We start from the raw sequence: 18,035 nt of genomic DNA on the forward strand, positions 1-18,035 counted from the left end.
ATGCGTTAGAACGACCTGCTACTACTTCTCACGGAAAGTTCCAGATCTACCCGTGAGAAAGAGAGTTCGCATGACCACGACCATCACTCCTGTGGAGCCCGAGGCCGCGACGGGCGTCGCGAAGGAGCTCCTCACCGAGGTGAACAAGGCGCTCGGGCTGGTGCCCAACATGACGAAGGTGATGGCGAACAGCCCGGCTCTGCTGAAGGCCTACCTGGCGCTGAGCGGGGCGGCGGCCGGCGGCGCGCTGAACGCCGGGATCCGCGAGCGGCTGGCGATCGCCACCGCTCAGCTCAACGGCTGCGAGTACTGCCTGTCGGCCCACACCTTCATCGGTGAGAACATCGCCCACGTCCCGGCCGGCGAGCTGGCGGCGGCGCGCAAGGCCGAGTCCGACGAGGCGCACGTCCAGGCCCTGCTCGAGCTGTCCAACGAGATCGCCTCCAACACCGGCAACGTCGGCGAAGACGCCCTCTCGAAGGCGCGCGCGGCCGGCGTGACCGACGAGGAAATCGGCGAACTGGTCCTGAACATCTCCCTGAATGTCCTGACGAACTACTTCAACGTGCTCGCGGGCGTCGAGAACGACTGGCCGGTGGTCTCGCTCTGATCCGGTCGGGGAACTGATCGTCGCGTGGCCTGCTCATCAAGACGAGAGTCGATGAGCAGGCCCTCGTGCCGTGGCTGTCCGAAGTGGACGCGGTGGCGCTGGACGGACGCGGCCGAACAGGCGATCTTCACGGACGCGGTTCCGGGGGAAGCGTGAGACCCGCCACGCGGCGGAAAACCGTTCGGCGTCGCCCCGTACACTGGGTCGCGTGGAACGGGAAATCCTCACGGAGTAGCTGCCGCATCGGGCGCTCGTGACCGACCTTCGCAAGAGCGGAGACGGCGAGCGATGCCGGTGCCTGTCGCTGTCCACGTTCACCCCCGAATCCGGGAGTTCTCTTGATCACGGCCACTGGCCTCGAGCTGCGTGCCGGCTCGCGCATCCTGCTGAACGGCGCCACCCTCCGCATCCAGCCCGGCGACCGCATCGGCCTCGTCGGCCGCAACGGCGCCGGCAAGACCACGTCGCTGAAGGTCCTCGCGGGTGAGGGCGAAGCGCACGCGGGCGAAGTCCGCCGCAGCGGCGAGCTCGGCTACCTGCCACAGGATCCGCGCGAGGGCGACCTGTCCGTCACGGCGAAGGACCGCGTGCTGTCCGCGCGCGGCCTCGACACGCTGCTGCGCGACATGGAAAAGGCGCAGACCGCGATGTCCGAGCTCGTCGACGACAACCAGCGCGACAAGGCCATCAGCCGCTACAGCCGCCTCGAAGAGCGGTTCGCCTCTCTGGGCGGGTACGCCGCCGAGAGCGAGGCCGCGCGCATCTGCTCGAACCTCGGTCTCGCCGACCGCGTGCTCGCGCAGACGCTCAACACGCTCTCCGGTGGTCAGCGCCGGCGGGTGGAGCTGGCGCGCATCCTGTTCGCGGCCGCCGAGGCCGGCGCGGGCGGCAAGTCCGAGACGATTCTGCTGCTCGACGAGCCGACCAACCACCTCGACGCCGACTCGATCACGTGGCTGCGCGGCTTCCTCAAGCAGCACGACGGCGGTCTCGTCGTGATCAGCCACGACGTGGAGCTGCTCGCCGACGTCGTGAACAAGGTCTGGTTCCTCGACGCCACGCGCGGCGAGATCGACCTCTACAACATGAGCTGGCAGCGCTACCTCGACGCGCGCGCCACCGACGAGAAGCGCCGTCGCCGCGAGCGCGCGAACGCCGAGAAGAAGGCGTCGGCGTTGCAGCAGCAGGCCGCGAAGCTCGGGGCCAAGGCGACGAAGGCCGTGGCGGCCAAGAACATGGCGCGCCGCGCGGAGCAGATGCTCTCGCAGCTCGACGACACGCGTCAGGCCGACAAGGTCGCGCGGATCAAGTTCCCGGAGCCCGCCCCGTGCGGGCGCACGCCGCTCACGGCCGACGGGCTGTCGAAGTCCTACGGTTCGCTCGAGATCTTCACCGGAGTCGATCTGGCGATCGACCGCGGCTCGAAAGTCGTCGTACTCGGTTTGAACGGTGCCGGAAAGACGACATTGCTCCGGCTGCTCGGCGGAATGGAAACTCCGGATACGGGTTCCGTCGAGCCGGGTCACGGATTGCGTTTGGGCTATTACGCACAGGAACACGAAACTCTCGACCACGATGCGAGCGTGTGGGAAAACATCCGACACCTCGCGCCGGACACGGGGGCGCAGGAGTTGCGGAACCTGCTGGGTTCGTTCCTGTTCACGGGTGAACAACTCGACCAGCCCGCCGGCACGCTTTCCGGCGGCGAGAAGACCCGCCTGGCGCTGGCCGGGCTCGTCTCCAGTGCGGCGAACGTGCTGCTCCTGGACGAACCGACCAACAACCTCGATCCGGCCAGCCGTGCGCAGGTTCTGGACGCCCTGCGCAGCTTCGCGGGCGCCGTGGTGCTGGTGACGCACGACCCGGGCGCGGTCGAAGCGCTGGAGCCCGAGCGCGTGATCCTGCTGCCCGACGGGACCGAGGATCATTGGTCCCCGGATTATCTGGAACTTGTCCAGCTAGCGTGATCAGATACGGCCATTTGGGTGCTTGTCACGCCTCGTGAAGCACTTGAATGGCCCAATGTGATCGCAATTTCGCTCGTTTTACGTCTGTCGTCTGGCATTCCTGGGCTTCGTGTTCGATCATTGCCCCGGCAGGGGCCGTCAAATGGCCCAGAACTCCACTCGGCGGGAAGGCGATCGACGTGGCTGATCTCAAGAAAGGCGCGCGGATCACCGGCAACACGCGCGACAAGCTGGCCGCTGACCTGAAGAAGAAATACGAGAAGGGCTCGAGCATCCGGGCCCTTGCTGAGTCCACGGGGCGTTCCTACGGGTTCGTGCACCGTGTTCTCTCTGAGTCCGGGGTCCAGCTGCGGGGGCGCGGCGGGGCCACGCGGGTCAAGAAGAAGTAGCAGTACCAGGCTGACTGCGCGGGGGGCGCAGTCCCTGTTCGGCCGCTCGGAACGTCAGCACTCCTCCGAGCAGCACCAACGGATAAACCAGGTAGCCGTAGCGGGTTGCCGGGGTGAGCAGGACCAACGCGCCGAGCCCGACGGCGATCCGCAAGAGCGCGGCGGATCCCGTCGCGGGGGGACGGCGCACCAGCCACACCAGCATCGCCACTGCTGCGGCCGCCACCAGGACGAGTGAGATCACGCGGCCCGCTGAGCCGGTTTCCGCGATCAGGTGGCCCGGAAGCGGGCTCGCCGCGGGGGAGCGCACCACGCCCATCCCGAGCGGAAACCGGATCACGTGCTCCACGAATGCGTCCGGGGCGACCAGGTACACCGGCAGGTGCAGCACCACGGTCGCACTGACCAAAGTGGTCACGAACCACGCGAGCGCTCTGCGGTCGCGTGAATTTCCGTTGTGCGTACGGCAGAACACGAAGACCGCGAGCACGGCCGCGGCCGGCGCGACGATGAGCTTCGCGCTGATCACGAGTGCCAGCACGAAACCCGACCAGCCCGCGCGCCCGGTCGCAGCGAGTGCGCACGCGAGCACGAGCAGTCCCACAATGGCGAGATCGGGACCGGCGACGGCCCAAGTCAATGCGGTGAGTGGGCAAGCGATTGCCAATTGTGCCGAAAAAACCGGAATTCGCGGCCATTTCAGCATTCGTAGTGAGGCGATCACACAGAGAGACGCACAAAGTGCGAACATCCACCGGGCATCGGTGAGCGCATTGGTGAACGGTGTTCCCCCGAACAACGCGCGCGGAAGGCCGAACACTGTCATCACGGGCCCGTAGGGCGTGTAGTCGTTCACCTCGGGCGCGCGCCCGAGAGCGGTCACGTCGACATACGGCGTGCCGTGCTGAAGCAGCAGGCTGGCACTGCGCTCGATCACCCACACTTCGGGCTGTGCGGCCCACGAGAATGGCGTGACGAGCCAGTCGACCCCGGTCAGTCGGCGAATAACGAGCACCACGAGCGGGATGATCATCGCCAACAACCCGATCACCGCGATCGAGCACCACCGCGAGCCGAGCGGGCCGCGGGGCGTGCGCCCGAGCCGGGCCGACACGAGCAGCCAGCCGCTGTGGACCGCGGCGAAGCCGTACGCGGCCGTCGCGAAGTTGGCCCAGATGCGGTAGCCGTAGAACTCGGACTTGAGCGCGCTGATCAACGCGAAGGCGAAGCAGCCCAGGTAGAACACGAGATCCCAGGTGAAGACGCGCCGGGCCCGGTCCGCGGCGGCCCGGGCCGGCGCCATCAGCAGATGCACCGCTTCCCCCTCATGAACCTGGACGTCCCCGTCGCGTCAGGCTACCGAGGGCGTCCGGATCACCCGTGCTCGCCCGTTCGGCCCAGTTCGCGCAGCCGCGGGAGCAGTGCGGCCGCCTGCTTGGCCCGGCCCACGGTGTCGCCGGCGGACGGGAGCATGAGGATGAGGTCGGTGAACCCGGCGTCGAGGTAGGTCCGCGCCTCTCGCAGGGTGTCGTCGTCCTCGGCCGAGAGCCGGAACTGCACGGCTCGGCGCACCGTCGCCGGGTCACGGCCGACGGCCGCGCAGTGCCGGTCGAGCACGCCCGACAGCCGCGTGAGCTCCTCGACAGGCGTCCCCGGCAGGCTCGCGTTGAGCCACACGTCGGCGTGCTCGGCGACGATCCGCAGGCCGCGGCGTTCGCCGTTGCTGCCGAGCCACAGCGGCGGCTTCGGCGTCTGCACGGGTTTCGGGTCGCTCGCCGCTGCCGTCAGCCGGTAGTGGGCACCGCTGAAGTCGGCGACCGGGCGCGTCCACAGCAGGTCGAGGACGGTGCACGCCTCGGCGAGCCGCTCGACGCGTTCGCGGGCCGGCGGGGTCGGCATGCCGAGCATCGTGTCGGCGAGCTCGTCGCCACCCGCTCCGAGGCCCACGTCGAGCCGGCCGCCGCAGAGGTGGTCGATCGTCGCGGCCATCTTGGCCAGCACGGCGGGGTGCCGGTTGGTGTTGCCCGACACCAGGCAGCCGATCCGGACGTGGTGCGTGGCTTCGGCCATGGCGGCGAGCAGCGTCCAGGCCTCGAAGACGGCGCCGGTGCGGACGGGGCCCATGGGGGCGAAGTGGTCGAAGGTCCAGAGGCCGTCGAACCGCGCGTCGTCGGCGATCGCCCAGATCTCGCGCAGCGTCGCGACGTCCGTGAACTGCTGGGCCGGTTTCAGGCCGAAGGTCACCATGGGGGACTCCTGATCGTCAGATGGAGAAATCATCAGCACTACTGATGATCAGGATAGGGCTAGGATGCGGTTCATGTCGAGTGCTCCCGAAACCCCGGCCGTCGTGACCCGCCGGCTCGGTTATCTGCTCAAGCACGCGCAACTGCGGCTGGCCGAGCTGCAGGAGCCGCTGCTCGCACCCCACGGGGTGACCGGGCGGCAGGTCGCCGTGCTCGCGCTGCTGGCCGACGGCGAGCCGCAGGCGCAGCAGGAGGCGGCCGCGCGGCTCGGCGTGGACCGGACGACCATGGTGCAGCTCGTCGACGAACTGGAGGACAAGGCGCTCGTGCGGCGCCACGTCGATCCCGCCGATCGCCGCCGCCGGATCGTGACGCCGACGGAGGAGGGGCTGCGCGTGCTGAAGGCGGCCACCGAGGCGTCGGAGGAGGCCGAACGGCGGCTGCTGGGCCCGCTCGACGGGCGCGACGCCGACGCGCTGCGCGAGGCGCTGCGGGCGGTTGTTCACCACCGGTGAACGCCCCGGGCGGACGCCACAGGGAAGAACTCGGGACGAACCGGCGTTGTGCTGGGCATCTCTGGAAAAAAGCTCAAGTAATATAGAAGTTTTGTCGACCGGGGGAAAGGCTCCACATGGACAACACGTGGGCGTTGCTCGGCTCCGCGATGCGCGGGGCCGACACGCCGAGGGCGCTCACTCGCGGCACCGTGAAACGGGTCGCGCGCTTCGCTCGTCCGCACTGGGTGCGGCTGCTCGTCTTCCTGGTTCTGACGGTGGTGTCCGCCGTGCTGGCGGTGACCACGCCCGTGCTGGCGGGCAAGGTCGTCGACGCGATCGTCGGTCACCAGGACCTGCCGCTGATCATCTGGCTCGCCGTGGTGATCGCGGTGCTCGCCATCCTCGATGCCGGGCTGGGGCTGGCGGAGCGGTGGCAGTCGGCGCGCATCGGCGAGGGGATCATCCTCGACCTGCGCGTCGCCGTGTTCGCGCACGTGCAGAAACTGCCTATCGCGTTCTTCACGCGCACCCGTACCGGCGCGCTGGTGAGCCGGCTCAACAACGACGTGATCGGCGCGCAGCGCACGTTCACCGCGACGCTCTCGGGCCTGGTCACCAACGTGATCCAGCTCGTGCTCTCGCTCGCGGTGATGGTGACGCTGTCGTGGCAGGTCACGGTCTTCGCGCTGGTGCTGCTGCCGATCTTCGTGCTCCCGGCGCGCCGGCTGGGCCGCCGGATGGCCGGGCTGCAGCGCGAGTCGGCGCAGCTCAACGCCGGCATGACCACGCAGATGACCGAGCGGTTCTCGGCGCCGGGCGCCACGCTCGTGAAGCTGTTCGGCCGGCCGCGCCAGGAAGTCGGCGAGTTCAGCGACCGCGCCGGCCGCGTACGCGACATCGGCGTGCGCACCGCGATGCTCACCCGCTGGTTCATGACCAGCCTCACGCTCGTGTCGGCGCTCGCGCAGGCGCTGGTCTACGGCCTCGGCGGCTACCTCGCCTTCACCGGCCAGATCGCGCCCGGCACCGTGGTGGCACTGGCGCTGTTGCTGACCCGCCTCTACGCGCCGCTCACGGCGCTGGCCAACGTCCGCGTGGACGTGATGACCGCGCTGGTGTCGTTCGAGCGGGTCTTCGAGGTGCTCGACCTCGACCCGATGATCAAGGAACCGGCGAAGCCGAAGGCGCTGCCCGCGGGCGGCGTGGCCGTGGAGTTCGAGGACGTGCGCTTCGGGTACCCGGCGGCCGACCGGTTCTCGCTGGCGTCACTGGAAGACGTGGCCACTTTGGACAGCCGCGGGGGCGAAGAGGTGCTGCACGGCATCAGCTTCCGCGCCGAACCGGGACAGATGGTGGCTTTGGTCGGCTCCTCGGGTGCCGGCAAGTCGACCATCGCCTCGCTGCTGCCGCGCCTCTACGATGTGGACGGTGGTGCGGTCCGGTTGTCCGATGTGGACGTCCGCGACCTGGACTTCGCGGCGCTGCGCGCCACCGTGGGCGTGGTGACGCAGGACGGGCACCTGTTCCACGACACCATCCGCGCCAACCTGGCCTACGCCCGCCCGGCCGTGACCGACGACGAGATCTGGGCCGCGCTGGAGCAGGCCCGCCTGGCCCACCTGGTGCAGTCGCTGCCCGACGGCCTCGACACGACAGTCGGCGAACGCGGCTACCGCCTCTCCGGCGGCGAACGCCAGCGTCTCACCATCGCGCGGCTCCTGCTGGCGCAGCCGAAGGTCGTGGTGCTGGATGAGGCCACTGCCCACCTGGACTCCGAATCGGAGGCCGCGGTCGGCGAGGCCCTCACGGGTGCGCTCGAAGGCCGCACGGCCCTCGTGATCGCGCACCGGCTCTCGACCGTCCGCGCCGCCGACCTGATCCTGGTCGTCGAGGACGGCCGGATCGTCGAACGCGGCACGCACGAAGAGTTGCTCGCCCACGGCGGCCGCTACGCCGAGCTGCACCGCACGCAGTTCGACGAGGAGCCGACCGCCGCCGCGTGACGCTCCGCGAAGGGCGCCTCGAGAAGACTCGAGGCGCCCTTGGCGTACCGGCTCAGTGTTCGAGGCAGGCGAAGGTCGCGTTGACGAGCGCCATCTTGCGCGGATCGTCACGCAGCAACGGGCCCATGCGGTTCATCACGTAACCGAAGCCCACGCCGGCCTCCGGGTCGGCGCCACCGGACGAGCCGCCGAGACCGTCGTGGCCGAACGCGGCAGGGTTGGGACCGAAGCCGCGTGCGTCGCTGCCGAGATAGAAACCCAGCGTCCACTCGTTGGGCACCCCGGCGACCACGTCGACCGAGGCGCCCTGGCCTTCGCGGGCCCGGTCGAGCGCGCCGGCCGAGATCAGGCGTTCGGAGCCGTCGGCCAGCGCACCGTAGATGATCGCGAGCGCCTTGGCCGTGCCGTGGCCGTTGAGCGCGGGCATCACGGCGCGCCGCCACGCGGGATCGTTGGCGTGGTGGCCTTCCACGCGCGGGTTCGCCATGGCGGCGAGCGCGACCGGGCCGGCGTTCGCGAACGCCTCGGTGAGCGCCGTGGTCATCTCCGGCGTGAGCACCGGCTCCACGAGCGTCGAGCAGCGCCCGAGGTCGGCTTCCCCGACTCCGATGGAGAAATCCGCATCGAGGGGACCGGCGACGTGCTCGGCGAAGAACGCGTCGATGCCCTGCCCGGCCACGCGGCGCACGACCTCGCCGACGAGGAATCCGTAGGACAGCGCGTGGTACCCGCTGGCCGACCCGGGCGGGAACAGCGGTTCCTGCGCGGCCAGCAGCCCGGTGATCTGGTCCCAGTCGTAGAGCTCCTCGACCTTCACCGGGCGCGCCAGGCCGATGCCGACGACGCCGGAGCGGTGCGAGAGCAGCCACCGCACCGGGATGTCCTGCTTGCCCGCCGCGGTGAACTCGGGCCAGTACCGCGCCACGGGGGCGTCGAGGTCCAGCTCGCCGGCGTCGGCGAGCTGGTGCGCGCAGATCGCCGCCATGCCCTTGGTGGTGGACCAGACATTGGTCAGCGTGTCCGGCCGCCACGGCGTGGTGCGGCCCGGATCCGCCCAGCCGGCCCAGAGATCGACCACGACCTCGCCGCGATGGGTCACGGCGAAGGCCGCGCCCAGCTCGTCGCGCTCGGAGATGTTCTCGACGAACGCGTCCTGCACCGCCTCGAACCCGGGCGCGCAGGTGCCGTGCAGGGGCACGGCCGTCTCATCGTCCATGCTGGCCCGCCTCCACTCGACACCGACTGGTCGGTACGCCGAAGTTAGAAGGGCGGACCAGGCCCGTCAAGACCTGCCGGGCCGGGTCCTTTTTCGCCGGGTGCGACCCCGGTTCGCGAGGGGCTACCGCAGCGCGGGCACGCGGGGGCCGTACTTGGCGAGCAGGGCCGTGTTGGCCTCGTCGCCACCCTCCACATTGGAGCTTCGCCACAGCGGGACGTCGATGCCCTCGGCCGTCCCGCGGTCGTAGACCTCCGCCAGGATCAGGTTCCACAGGAACGCGTTGACCACAGTGGACAGTGGCGCGGTGCGCGGCGCGGCGGCCGGGTGGCTCGCGTCGCCGGGGATCACGAGCGAGTCGAGCACGACCGTGCCCTCCTCGACCAGCGTCGTCGCCGAGCGGCGCGGCGCCGCGGCCACGCACGCGCGCGACGTCACGGCGATCACCGACGCGCCCCGGCGGCGGGCACCGGCGGCCAGCTCCACCGGGTACGGGTTCACGCCGGACGTAGAGAACACCACGAGCACGTCGTCGGGACCCGGCGCGCGCTCGGCCAGCACCTCTTCGGCCAGCCCGCTGCGGCGCTCGGTCTTCGTGCTGTGCTGCGCGCCGTGCAGGGGCAGCAGCTCCGGGTGGTACAGCGGGTAGACGCAGGCGAGGCCACCCGCGCGGTAGAACGTCTCGGCGACCGCGGCGAGCGAGTGCCCGGCACCGGCCGTGAACACGAGGGCGTCGGACCGGATGACCCCGAGCACGAGGTCTGCCGCCGCCGTCAGCGCTTCGGCGTTGGCCTCCCGCGCGGCCGCGAGCTTTTCCGAGGAGCTCTTCCAGATTTCCGTGGCGCTCACCACACCTGCCCTTCGTCGCGGGTTCGGGCGCCGAATGTATCGCTTGGACACGCTTCGTGGTGGATTAGCGTGAGAGCTGATCATCCGGGCGTACCGGTGACTGGGAGGCGGCACGTGGACGGAGTACCCGTCGTTTCGGTGCGGCGCGCGCACGGGCGGACGAGGGCGGTGGCCCTGGTACTGCACGGCGGCGCCGAGCACGGCATCGCGGCCGTGGGGCCGTGGCGGCTGGCGTACCTGCGCATGGTGCCGCTGGCCCGCGCCCTGCACCGCGCGGGCCGCGCGGCGGGCCTGGAGGTGCGCCTGGTGCGCAACCGCCGCTACGGCTGGAACGCGCCCGAGGAAGACCCGGTGGACGACGCCCGCTGGGCGCTGGAGCGCGTCCGCGCCGAACACCCGGGCCTGCCCGTCGTGCTCGTCGGGCACTCGATGGGCGGACGCGTGGCGCTGCGCGTGGCCGACGACCCCGCCGTGGTGGGCGTGTGCGCCCTCGCACCGTGGACGCCGCCCGGCGAGCCCGTGGACGCCGTCACGGGCCGCTCCGTGGTCATGCTGCACGGCACGCGCGACCGGATCACCTCACCGCGTGATTCCCACGCCTTCGCCGAGCGTGCGCGGGAGCTGGCCAAGCGCCTCGCGCGCTTCGAAGTCACCGGCGAGGGGCACGCGATGATCAAGCGCCCGGCGGTCTGGACCAGGCTGATGTGTGCTTTCACACTGGAAGCGATCGACGCGGGGGAGACCGACGAAACTCTCCGGCAGGCATGGACCCGGCCCGCGGACGAGCGGCTGCGCATCCCCGTGTGACCGGATCCGGCGACAACCGCGCAGCGCAGGTCGCGTGTGCCGGGAATACCATCAGATGTGGGCCGATGGGCCCATTCCGGAGGGAGTGTCTTGTCCACCTCAAGTGTTGACCGAGCGACGGGGCCCGCCTCGCAGCCGGTGCCCGACGAAACCCGGTGGCCGGGACTGGCCACGCCGCCGCATTCGCCGCTGCGCGCGCGGGCCGCGGAGGCGCTCTTCCGCCGCGCCGTGAAGAACCTCGACCTGCGGATCACGTTCCCCGACGGCACCGTCCTGGGTGCCGGTGGCCCGGAGGCGCCGGAGATGCGGATCCTGCGGCCCTCGGCGTTCTTCCACCGCCTCGGCGCCGACGCGAAGATCGGCTTCGGCGAGTCCTACATGGTGGGGGACTGGACCGCCGAGGACCTCGCGGGAGTGCTGACGCCGTTCGCCGAGAAGCTGGCCACGGTCGTGCCGCCGTTCCTGCAGCGGTTCCGGCGCTTCGCCGAGCGCGTGCAGCCGGCGCACGAGGAGAACACGATCGAGGGGTCGCGGTCGAACATCCACCGGCACTACGACCTGTCCAACGACCTGTTCAGCGCGTTCCTCGACGAGTCGATGATGTATTCCTCGGCGCTGTTCGGCCCGGCTGACAGCCTGACGCAGGCCCAGCACCGCAAGCTCGACAGCGTGCTGGACTACGCGGGCGTGCGCGAGGGCAGCGAGGTGCTGGAGATCGGCACAGGCTGGGGCGAGCTGTCGATCCGCGCGGCCTCGCGCGGCGCGAAGGTGACGTCGCTGACCATCTCGCAGGAGCAGAAGGTGCTGGCCGACGCGCGGATCGCCGAGGCGGGCCTGTCCGACCGCATCGACGTGCAGCTGTGCGACTACCGCAACGCCACGGGCCAGTACGACGCCGTGGTGAGCGTGGAGATGATCGAGGCCGTCGGGCAGTCCTACTGGCCCACGTTCTTCGCCACGATCGGCAAGCGGCTGCGCCCGGGCGGGCGCTTCGGCCTGCAGGCCATCACGATGGACCACGACCGGATGCTGGCCGCGGCCAGGTCGTACAGCTGGATCCACAAGTACATCTTCCCGGGCGGCATCATCCCGTCGGTGCAGGCGATCGAGGACGGCATGCTCGACAACACCCGCCTCAAGCTGGCCGGGATGCGCGAGTTCGGCCAGGACTACGCGCGCACGCTCAAGCTGTGGGGCGAGCGGTTCCACCAGCGCTGGGACGACATCCGCGGCTTCGGCTTCGACGACGTGTTCCACCGGATGTGGGAGTTCTACCTCGCCTATTCGGAGGCCGGGTTCCGTTCGGGGCACATCAAGGTGCACCAGTTCGGGTTCGCAGACCCCCGCTGAGCAGGCCGTTCCTCGCCGGATGAACCTGCACCAGGTGCCGCACGTCCTTTGGTGGAGGACGTGCGGTTCACTGGGCCGCACGAGTTTTGCCGGATTCGGGGATTGGGTGAAAGCCAATGACGTACGGAGGCGACGACGGCAGGCGGCGGGTGCCGCCCCGGCCACCGCAGCCCGCCGCACGCCCGCGGCAGCATCAGCGGGCCCAGATGATGCCGCTGCCGGGCACGAGCAGCAGCCCGTACGACGAGCGCACCAGACCCATGGGCTCGCGCGGCGAGGCTCCCGTGCCCCCGCCGCCCGCACCGCCTCGCCACGCTCCGCCGCGCCAGGCCCCGCCGCCCGGACCGGCTCCGCGCCGGCGCCGCCGGTGGAGCTTCGGCAAAGTCCTGATGACCTTGGTGCTGCTTTTCGTCGTGTTCCTGGGCGGGATCTGGGCCTACCTCGAGTTCTCGATCAAGCGCGTCGACGCGCTGGCCGACTACGACGGCCGTCCCGCGGCCGCGTCGGGCACCAACTGGCTGATCGTCGGTTCCGACAGCCGCGACGGGCTCTCGGCCGCGGACGAGGAACGCTTGGCGACCGGTGACGTCGCGGCGGCCGGCGGCGGGCAGCGCACCGACACGATCATGATCGCGCACATCCCGGACAACGACACCAAGCCGACGCTGCTGAGCCTGCCGCGCGACTCCCAGGTGAAGATCCCGGGCCACGGCACGAACAAGATCAACGCCGCGTTCTCGCTCGGCGGCCCGGCCCTGCTGGTCAAGACCGTGGAAGGCGTCACCGGCCTGCGCATGGACCACTACGCCGAGATCGGCTTCGGCGGGTTCGCGAACATCGTCGACGCGATCGGCGGGGTCGACATGTGCGTGGACAAGGAAATGCACGACACGTTCACCAACATCGACATCAAGGCCGGCTGCCAGACGCTGGACGGGCGCGAGTCGCTCGGGTTCGTCCGTATGCGCCACAGCAGCGCGACCCCGCGTTCGGACCTCGACCGCGTGGCCAACCAGCGCAAGTTCATCGGCGCTCTCGTGAGCCAGATCGCGAGCCCGGGGACCTTGCTGAACCCGTTCGACTTCTTCCCGCTGCTGTCCTCGGCGCCCGACGCGCTGACGATGGACTCGGGTGACCACGTGCACAACCTGGCCGGCCTGGCGATCGCGATGCGCGGCATCTCGGACGACGGCGTGCTCACCGGCACGGTGCCGGTCACCGACGGCTCGGCCGAGCACTGGGACAAGACGAAGTCGGCGCAGCTGTTCGACGCGCTGAAGAACGACACCCCGGTGCCGCCCACCGCCGTCGTCAACTAGCTCAGCAGCACCGACCACTGGGGCCCGCCGGAAAACGGCGGGCCCCAGCGTTATTTCGATGTCACAGTGCTGTTGCGGTGCCACCATGAGGACATGGACACCCTCACCGACGGCGTGGTCACCCTCAACCGCTGGCGCCCCGAAGACCTCGACGTGCTCGTGGACACGGTCTCGGCGTCCCGCGAGCACATCGGCGCGTGGCTCGTCTGGGCCACCGACGGCTACGGCCCGGCCGAGGGCACGGAGTTCCTCACCGGCACGGCCGAACGCTGGGAGTCGGGTGAAGCGCAGGAGTACGGCATCTACACCGCAGACGGCACGCTGGCCGGCGGCTGCGGCCTGATGCGCCGCGGCGACGGCCGCGAGATCGGCTACTGGCTGGCAAAGCCGTGCACCGGCCGCGGCTTCGCCACGCGCGCGACCGCCCTGCTCGTCGCCGAGGCCTGGCGCCTGGGCGCGCCCCACGTCGACATCCTCCACGACGAGCTGAACACGAAGAGCGGCGCGATCCCGGCCCGGCTGGGTTTCACCTTGCACCACAAGGAAGCCGCCTCCGACGCGCTGGCCCCGGCGTGCTCGGGCAACGACTTCGTGTGGCGCATCCAGCGGCCGGGCTGACCCGAGAATCCCTTGCCGGGCAAGGAAAGCGTCAGGCGACGTTCTTGCGCTCGCGCAGCACCTTCAGCGCGCGGTCCGCGTGCGCGGTGAAGTTCAGCTCGCTCTTGATCACGTCGAGCACGCGCCGGTCGGTGTCGATGACGAACGTGGTGCGCTTGGTGTGCAGCGGGATGAACTTGCGCCACGCGCCGAACTGCTTCGCCACCACACCGTCCACATCGGACAACAGCGGGTAGTCGAACCCGTTGGCGGCGGAGAACTCCCGCTGCTTGGCCACGGCGTCCGGGCTGATGCCCACACGCTGGGCGCCCACCTCGGCGAACTCTGCGGCCAGGTCGCGGAAGTGGCAGCTTTCCGCGGTGCAGCCGCTCGTCATGGCGGCGGGGTAGAAGAACAGCACGACGGGGCCGGACGTCAGAAAGTCCGACAGTGCGCGGTCCTTGCCTTGGTCGTCGGAGAGGGTGAAGTCGGGCGCGAGGTCGCCGGTGTCCATCGGGGTCCTTTCGGTCGGGTCCGAGGGAGATGATCCTCCCCGGTGTTCGGAGCCGCACCGCAGGTGGACGGGTCAGCCGGCGTGGCGTTCGATCATCTCGTCCACTTCGTCGCCCGTGGCCGAATCGGCGACGAACGAACCGCGCGCGGCGAGCACGCCGAGCTCGCGCAACCGCGCCGCGTGCTCTGCGTTTCGTACCCCTTCGGCGCCGATGCGCAGGTTGAGCTCCTTGCCGCGCTCGACCAGCTGACGAAGGTGGCGCACGTCGGCCTCCGCGGCGCCGTCGGCGAGCGCGTCGACGACCGGGCCGCTGAGGATGACGTGCCGAATGGGCAGGCTGTGGCGGGGGATCAGCTCGAGGTCGGCCGAGCTGGAGATCGTGAGCACGAGCTGCGCGCCGAGGTCGGCGAGCACGGTGAAGGAGTCGTGCACTTCGCCGTTGTCGTCGAACATCGACTCGCGGTCGGTGCACAGGCGCAGCGCGCGGGCCGGCAGGTCGTGGCGGTCGAGCTGCTCCTTGACCAGCTTCACGAGCTCCTCGTCACCGGCGAGGCGCTTCGGCAGCCGGATGCAGACGTCGGGCGCGGCGTTGCCGAACCGCTCGCGCCAGCGCGCCGTGGCCGCCAGCGACTCGGCGAGCAGCCACTTGCCGAGCGGCACCGTCATGCCGGTGGTCTGCGCCAGCGGGTAGAAGTCCTCGGAGTCGAGCTCGCCCTTCTCCGGGTGGTTCCAGCGCAGGCCGGCGTTCACGGCCGCGATCTCGTCGGGCTTCGCGAGCTTCACGGTGGGCTGGTAGATCAGGGAGAACTCACCGTTCTCCAGCGCGCCCGCGATCACGGCGCCGAGCTGGTAGCGGCTGCGGTCGCGTGCGTCCTCGTCCGGGTCGAACAGCATCCACTTCGCCTTGCCGTGTTCCTTCGCCCGGTGCAGCGCGAGCTCTGCGGCCCGGCGCAGCTCGATGTGCCCGCCGTCGCGGCACGCGCCCACGACGATGCCGACGCTCGCGCTCACCCCGATCCCGTGGCCACCCAGGTAGACCGGCTCGTTGAGATCCTCCAGCGCGCGGTCCACGAGGTTCACCACGTGCTGCCGCGTGAGGTCCTCGCCGCGCAGCAACACGGCGAACCCGTCGCCGGACAGGCGGGCGACGTACCCGTCGTGGTGCCCGGTGAAGACCGCCGACAGCTTGCTCGCGACCTCTTTCAGCACCTCGTCGCCGACACCCGCGCCGAGGCCGTCGTTGATCACCTTGAAGCCGTCGAGGTCGAGGTACACCAGCGCGATCTGCTCGGTGCGCGGCGCGGCGAGCGCGGCTTCGACGCGGGTGGTGAACGCCTGCGAGTTCGGCAGACCCGTGAGCGGGTCGTGCACGTTCTGGTGCATCAGGCGTTCGCCGAGCAGGTGCAGGTCGTCGGCGTCGGCCGCCATCAGCACCGGGAAGTGGGTGTCGGGCCGGTCGCCGGGCAGCCACGCGAGCGTGACGTTGGTGGTGAGGCCGCCGTCCTCGCTGTGGTCGAGGCGGATGCCGCGCTCGATGACCTTGCCGATGTCGGTGGTGGTGAGGCGTTCGAGGCCGGCGCGGATCCGCGTGGCGCCGTGCTCGGTGGCGGCCAGGTCGGCGAGATGTTTGCCCCTGAGCCGGTCCTGGGTCGAGCCGAGCAGCTTGGCCAGCGCGAGGTTGACCTCCATGATCACGCCGGAGGGATCGGCGAGCGCGATCCCGATCGGGGCGGTGGAGAAGAGCGTGGTGAAGCGCAGGACGGCGGCTTCGTACGCGGGGGTCGCGAACTCCGTCACCTCCTGGGCGAAGGAGAGCAGGAGACGCTCCAATTCCGCGGGCGGAAGCGTTACTCCTTTCGTGTCGGTCAGCGTCGTCGCGAACTTGCGCGCGACGTCGACCAACCCTGGCGCGGCACCAGGCTCAGGCACACTCCACCTCTTCATGCGCGGACTAAAGCCAGCTCAGACCCGGTGTGAAGGTTCATGGACCCACACTAGGTATGAGTTGGCCGTGAGTGATGCCACGGCATCATGCGCGAAACGGGGTGTCTACCGGCTGAACGAGTGATGACCCGTACACAAATGGTGACATGATGTCACCTTGAGTGCTCGAACGTGTTTTTCCGGTTCGTCCGATTTCCGTTTCTCCGGCACTGTCGGCTCCCCGCCTCCCGCAGCGTCCGTCAACGATATTCGAGGCGCACCGGTAGTCCGTCGGCGGGGACCGGCAACGACACGTAGTCCCAGCGTGCGGTGTAGTCCTGGGGTACTGACCAGCGGAAAGTCCGCAGCATCTCGTGCATCAGTGCCTTGACCTCGAGGCTGCCGAAGTGCAGCCCGATGCACTTGTGCGCGCCGCCGCCGAAGGGCATCCACGCGAACCGGTGCGACTTGTCCTCGCGCCGCGGCTCGGCGAAGCGCTCGGGGTCGAAGCGCATCGGGTCGGTCCAGCAGTCGGAGGTGAAGTGGTTCAGCGTCGGCGAGACGCCGACGAGTGTGCCTTCGGGGATGAAGTGACCGAGCACGTCGGTGTCCTTGGTGGTCTTGCGGGCCATAGACGGCACCGGGGCCCGCAGTCGCAGTGATTCCTTCATCACGAGGTCGAGCGTTTCCAGGCTTTCCAGCGCCTCGATGTCCGGCACCTCGTCGCCGAGCGCGAGCGACTCCGCGCGGGCGCGTTCCTGCCACTCCGGGTGCTTTGCCAGGTAGTAGGCCATGGCGCTGCTGGTGATGGTCGTGGTGTCGTGCGCCGCCATCATCAGGAAGATCATGTGGTTCACGATGTCCGCGTCGGTGAACCGGTCGCCGTCCTCGGTGGTGGCGGTGCAGAGCGCGGCGAACAGGTCGTCGCCGCCCGCGCGGCGCTTTTCCGGCAGGGTCTCGCCGAAGTAGCGCTCCAGCAGCCGCCGGCCGCGCAGGCCCGCGGACCAGCGGCCGCCGGGCACGGGGTAGCGCACCAGTGCCGTGCCCGCGCGCACGGTGTTCACGAACGCGCGACTGATCCGCATCGCGTCGTCGGGCGAGCGCATGTCCATGAACACGCGCGTCGCCACGTCGAGGGTGAGCTGCTTGAGCGCCCAGTACAGCCGCGGCCGCGTGCCGCCGGGCCACGCCTCGACGCCGGCGCGCAGGGCCGGGCCCATCTGCCCGACGTAGCCGACGAGCCGCTCGCGCGTGAACGCGCTCTGCATGATCCGCCGGTGCAGGTGGTGCTCGCCGAAGTCGAGCAGCATGAGGCCGCGGTCGAAGAACTTCTCGATGAAGAACTTCCAGCCCTCCTGTGAGAACGCCTTGTCCTTGTTCACCAGGGCGATCTGTGTGGCCTCGGGGCCGGACAGCGAGACGATCCGGCGGCCGAAGCCGCCCATCCACGAGACGGGGCCGTACTTTTCGTAGCGGCTGAAGCTGAAGTCCAGGCCGAAGCGCATCATCTCCAGCGCGTGGCCCACGACCGGCGGGCCGTCGTCGCCGAGCACCGGCTTCAGGCCACTGCCCGCGGGCGGCGCCGCGAGCTCGCGCACGGGGTAGGTGGCCGCCTGCCAGCGCTGGTCGACGGTGCGGGGCAGCGGCATCGACGTGAGCGTGGGCACGCGCTCACGCAGGCTCTCGGCGACCTTGCCGACCCTGCCGACTGCGCTCGTCATGGCGACCTGCCTTCACTGGCGGAACCC

Annotated in this window: 17 protein-coding genes; 9 read left to right on the forward strand and 8 right to left on the reverse strand. The window is 70.0% G+C overall.

The features are described from left to right. Positions 1-70 precede the first annotated feature (70 nt). The 3 genes from ABZU76_RS44710 to ABZU76_RS44720 all read left to right on the forward strand — a co-directional run bounded on the left by ABZU76_RS44710 (position 71) and on the right by ABZU76_RS44720 (position 2,966). Positions 71-610 (forward strand): carboxymuconolactone decarboxylase family protein, encoded by a 540-nt coding sequence (locus ABZU76_RS44710; protein WP_354882410.1) that lies wholly within the window; start codon positions 71-73, stop codon positions 608-610. Positions 611-948: 338 nt separating this feature from the next. After that, complete coding sequence (locus ABZU76_RS44715; protein WP_354882413.1) at positions 949-2,577, forward strand: ABC-F family ATP-binding cassette domain-containing protein; 1,629 nt, start codon at positions 949-951, stop codon at positions 2,575-2,577. A gap of 179 nt (positions 2,578-2,756) precedes the next feature. Continuing rightward, positions 2,757-2,966, forward strand: a complete 210-nt coding sequence (locus tag ABZU76_RS44720; protein WP_003071237.1) for a helix-turn-helix domain-containing protein — start codon at positions 2,757-2,759, stop codon at positions 2,964-2,966. On the opposite strand, the gene ABZU76_RS44725 is transcribed toward ABZU76_RS44720, so the two are convergent. Then, entirely contained in the window at positions 2,953-4,269 is a 1,317-nt protein-coding gene (locus ABZU76_RS44725; RefSeq protein ID WP_354882496.1) for a glycosyltransferase 87 family protein, read from the reverse strand. The two genes, ABZU76_RS44720 and ABZU76_RS44725, sit on opposite strands and share 14 nt — an antisense overlap. Positions 4,270-4,340: 71 nt before the next feature. After that, entirely contained in the window at positions 4,341-5,213 is an 873-nt protein-coding gene (locus tag ABZU76_RS44730; protein WP_354882415.1) for an LLM class flavin-dependent oxidoreductase, read from the reverse strand. 73 nt (positions 5,214-5,286) lie between these two features. On the opposite strand from ABZU76_RS44730, the gene ABZU76_RS44735 reads away from it, so the two are divergent. Together ABZU76_RS44735 and ABZU76_RS44740 are read left to right on the forward strand one after the other, a co-directional pair. Beyond that, a complete protein-coding gene (locus ABZU76_RS44735; protein WP_354882418.1) occupies positions 5,287-5,727 on the forward strand; it encodes a MarR family transcriptional regulator in 441 nt (146 codons plus the stop codon). A 116-nt stretch (positions 5,728-5,843) separates the two neighbouring features. After that, complete coding sequence (locus ABZU76_RS44740) at positions 5,844-7,712, forward strand: ABC transporter ATP-binding protein (RefSeq protein WP_354882421.1); 1,869 nt, start codon at positions 5,844-5,846, stop codon at positions 7,710-7,712. Between the two features lie 52 nt (positions 7,713-7,764). Here the strand turns inward: ABZU76_RS44740 and ABZU76_RS44745 are convergent, their stop codons facing one another. Together ABZU76_RS44745 and ABZU76_RS44750 are read right to left on the reverse strand one after the other, a co-directional pair. Next, positions 7,765-8,928, reverse strand: coding sequence for a serine hydrolase domain-containing protein (locus tag ABZU76_RS44745; RefSeq protein ID WP_354882424.1), 1,164 nt, complete (start codon positions 8,926-8,928; stop codon positions 7,765-7,767). A 123-nt stretch (positions 8,929-9,051) separates the two neighbouring features. Then, on the reverse strand, positions 9,052-9,780 hold the full coding sequence (locus ABZU76_RS44750) for an SIS domain-containing protein (protein ID WP_354882427.1): 729 nt from the start codon (positions 9,778-9,780) through the stop codon (positions 9,052-9,054). 111 nt (positions 9,781-9,891) lie between these two features. Here ABZU76_RS44750 and ABZU76_RS44755 point away from each other — a divergent pair, with 111 nt between their 5' ends. Together ABZU76_RS44755 and ABZU76_RS44760 are read left to right on the forward strand one after the other, a co-directional pair. Continuing rightward, a complete protein-coding gene (locus ABZU76_RS44755) occupies positions 9,892-10,584 on the forward strand; it encodes an alpha/beta fold hydrolase (RefSeq protein WP_354882430.1) in 693 nt (230 codons plus the stop codon). Positions 10,585-10,674: 90 nt separating this feature from the next. After that, positions 10,675-11,934: a cyclopropane-fatty-acyl-phospholipid synthase family protein gene (locus ABZU76_RS44760; RefSeq protein WP_354882433.1), complete on the forward strand. Its 1,260-nt coding sequence runs from the start codon at positions 10,675-10,677 to the stop codon at positions 11,932-11,934. Positions 11,935-12,127: 193 nt separating this feature from the next. Here the strand turns inward: ABZU76_RS44760 and ABZU76_RS44765 are convergent, their stop codons facing one another. After that, a complete protein-coding gene (locus ABZU76_RS44765) occupies positions 12,128-12,316 on the reverse strand; it encodes a hypothetical protein (RefSeq protein ID WP_354882436.1) in 189 nt (62 codons plus the stop codon). Between the two features lie 7 nt (positions 12,317-12,323). Between ABZU76_RS44765 and ABZU76_RS44770 the strand changes: the two genes are divergently transcribed. Both ABZU76_RS44770 and ABZU76_RS44775 read left to right on the forward strand, forming a co-directional pair. Continuing rightward, positions 12,324-13,253: an LCP family protein gene (locus ABZU76_RS44770; RefSeq protein WP_354882439.1), complete on the forward strand. Its 930-nt coding sequence runs from the start codon at positions 12,324-12,326 to the stop codon at positions 13,251-13,253. Between the two features lie 93 nt (positions 13,254-13,346). Next, positions 13,347-13,871, forward strand: a complete 525-nt coding sequence (locus ABZU76_RS44775) for a GNAT family N-acetyltransferase (RefSeq protein ID WP_354882442.1) — start codon at positions 13,347-13,349, stop codon at positions 13,869-13,871. Positions 13,872-13,902: 31 nt separating this feature from the next. Here ABZU76_RS44775 and ABZU76_RS44780 read toward each other — a convergent pair whose 3' ends face one another. From ABZU76_RS44780 to ABZU76_RS44790, 3 genes are all read right to left on the reverse strand, one after another. Then, positions 13,903-14,364: a peroxiredoxin gene (locus ABZU76_RS44780; protein WP_354882445.1), complete on the reverse strand. Its 462-nt coding sequence runs from the start codon at positions 14,362-14,364 to the stop codon at positions 13,903-13,905. Between the two features lie 72 nt (positions 14,365-14,436). Beyond that, positions 14,437-16,308: a diguanylate cyclase gene (locus ABZU76_RS44785; protein ID WP_354882448.1), complete on the reverse strand. Its 1,872-nt coding sequence runs from the start codon at positions 16,306-16,308 to the stop codon at positions 14,437-14,439. 239 nt (positions 16,309-16,547) lie between these two features. Then, positions 16,548-18,008: a cytochrome P450 gene (locus tag ABZU76_RS44790; protein ID WP_354882451.1), complete on the reverse strand. Its 1,461-nt coding sequence runs from the start codon at positions 18,006-18,008 to the stop codon at positions 16,548-16,550. Positions 18,009-18,035: the final 27 nt, after the last annotated feature.

The organism is Amycolatopsis sp. NPDC005232 (assembly GCF_040607795.1).
GTDB lineage: Bacteria > Actinomycetota > Actinomycetes > Mycobacteriales > Pseudonocardiaceae > Amycolatopsis.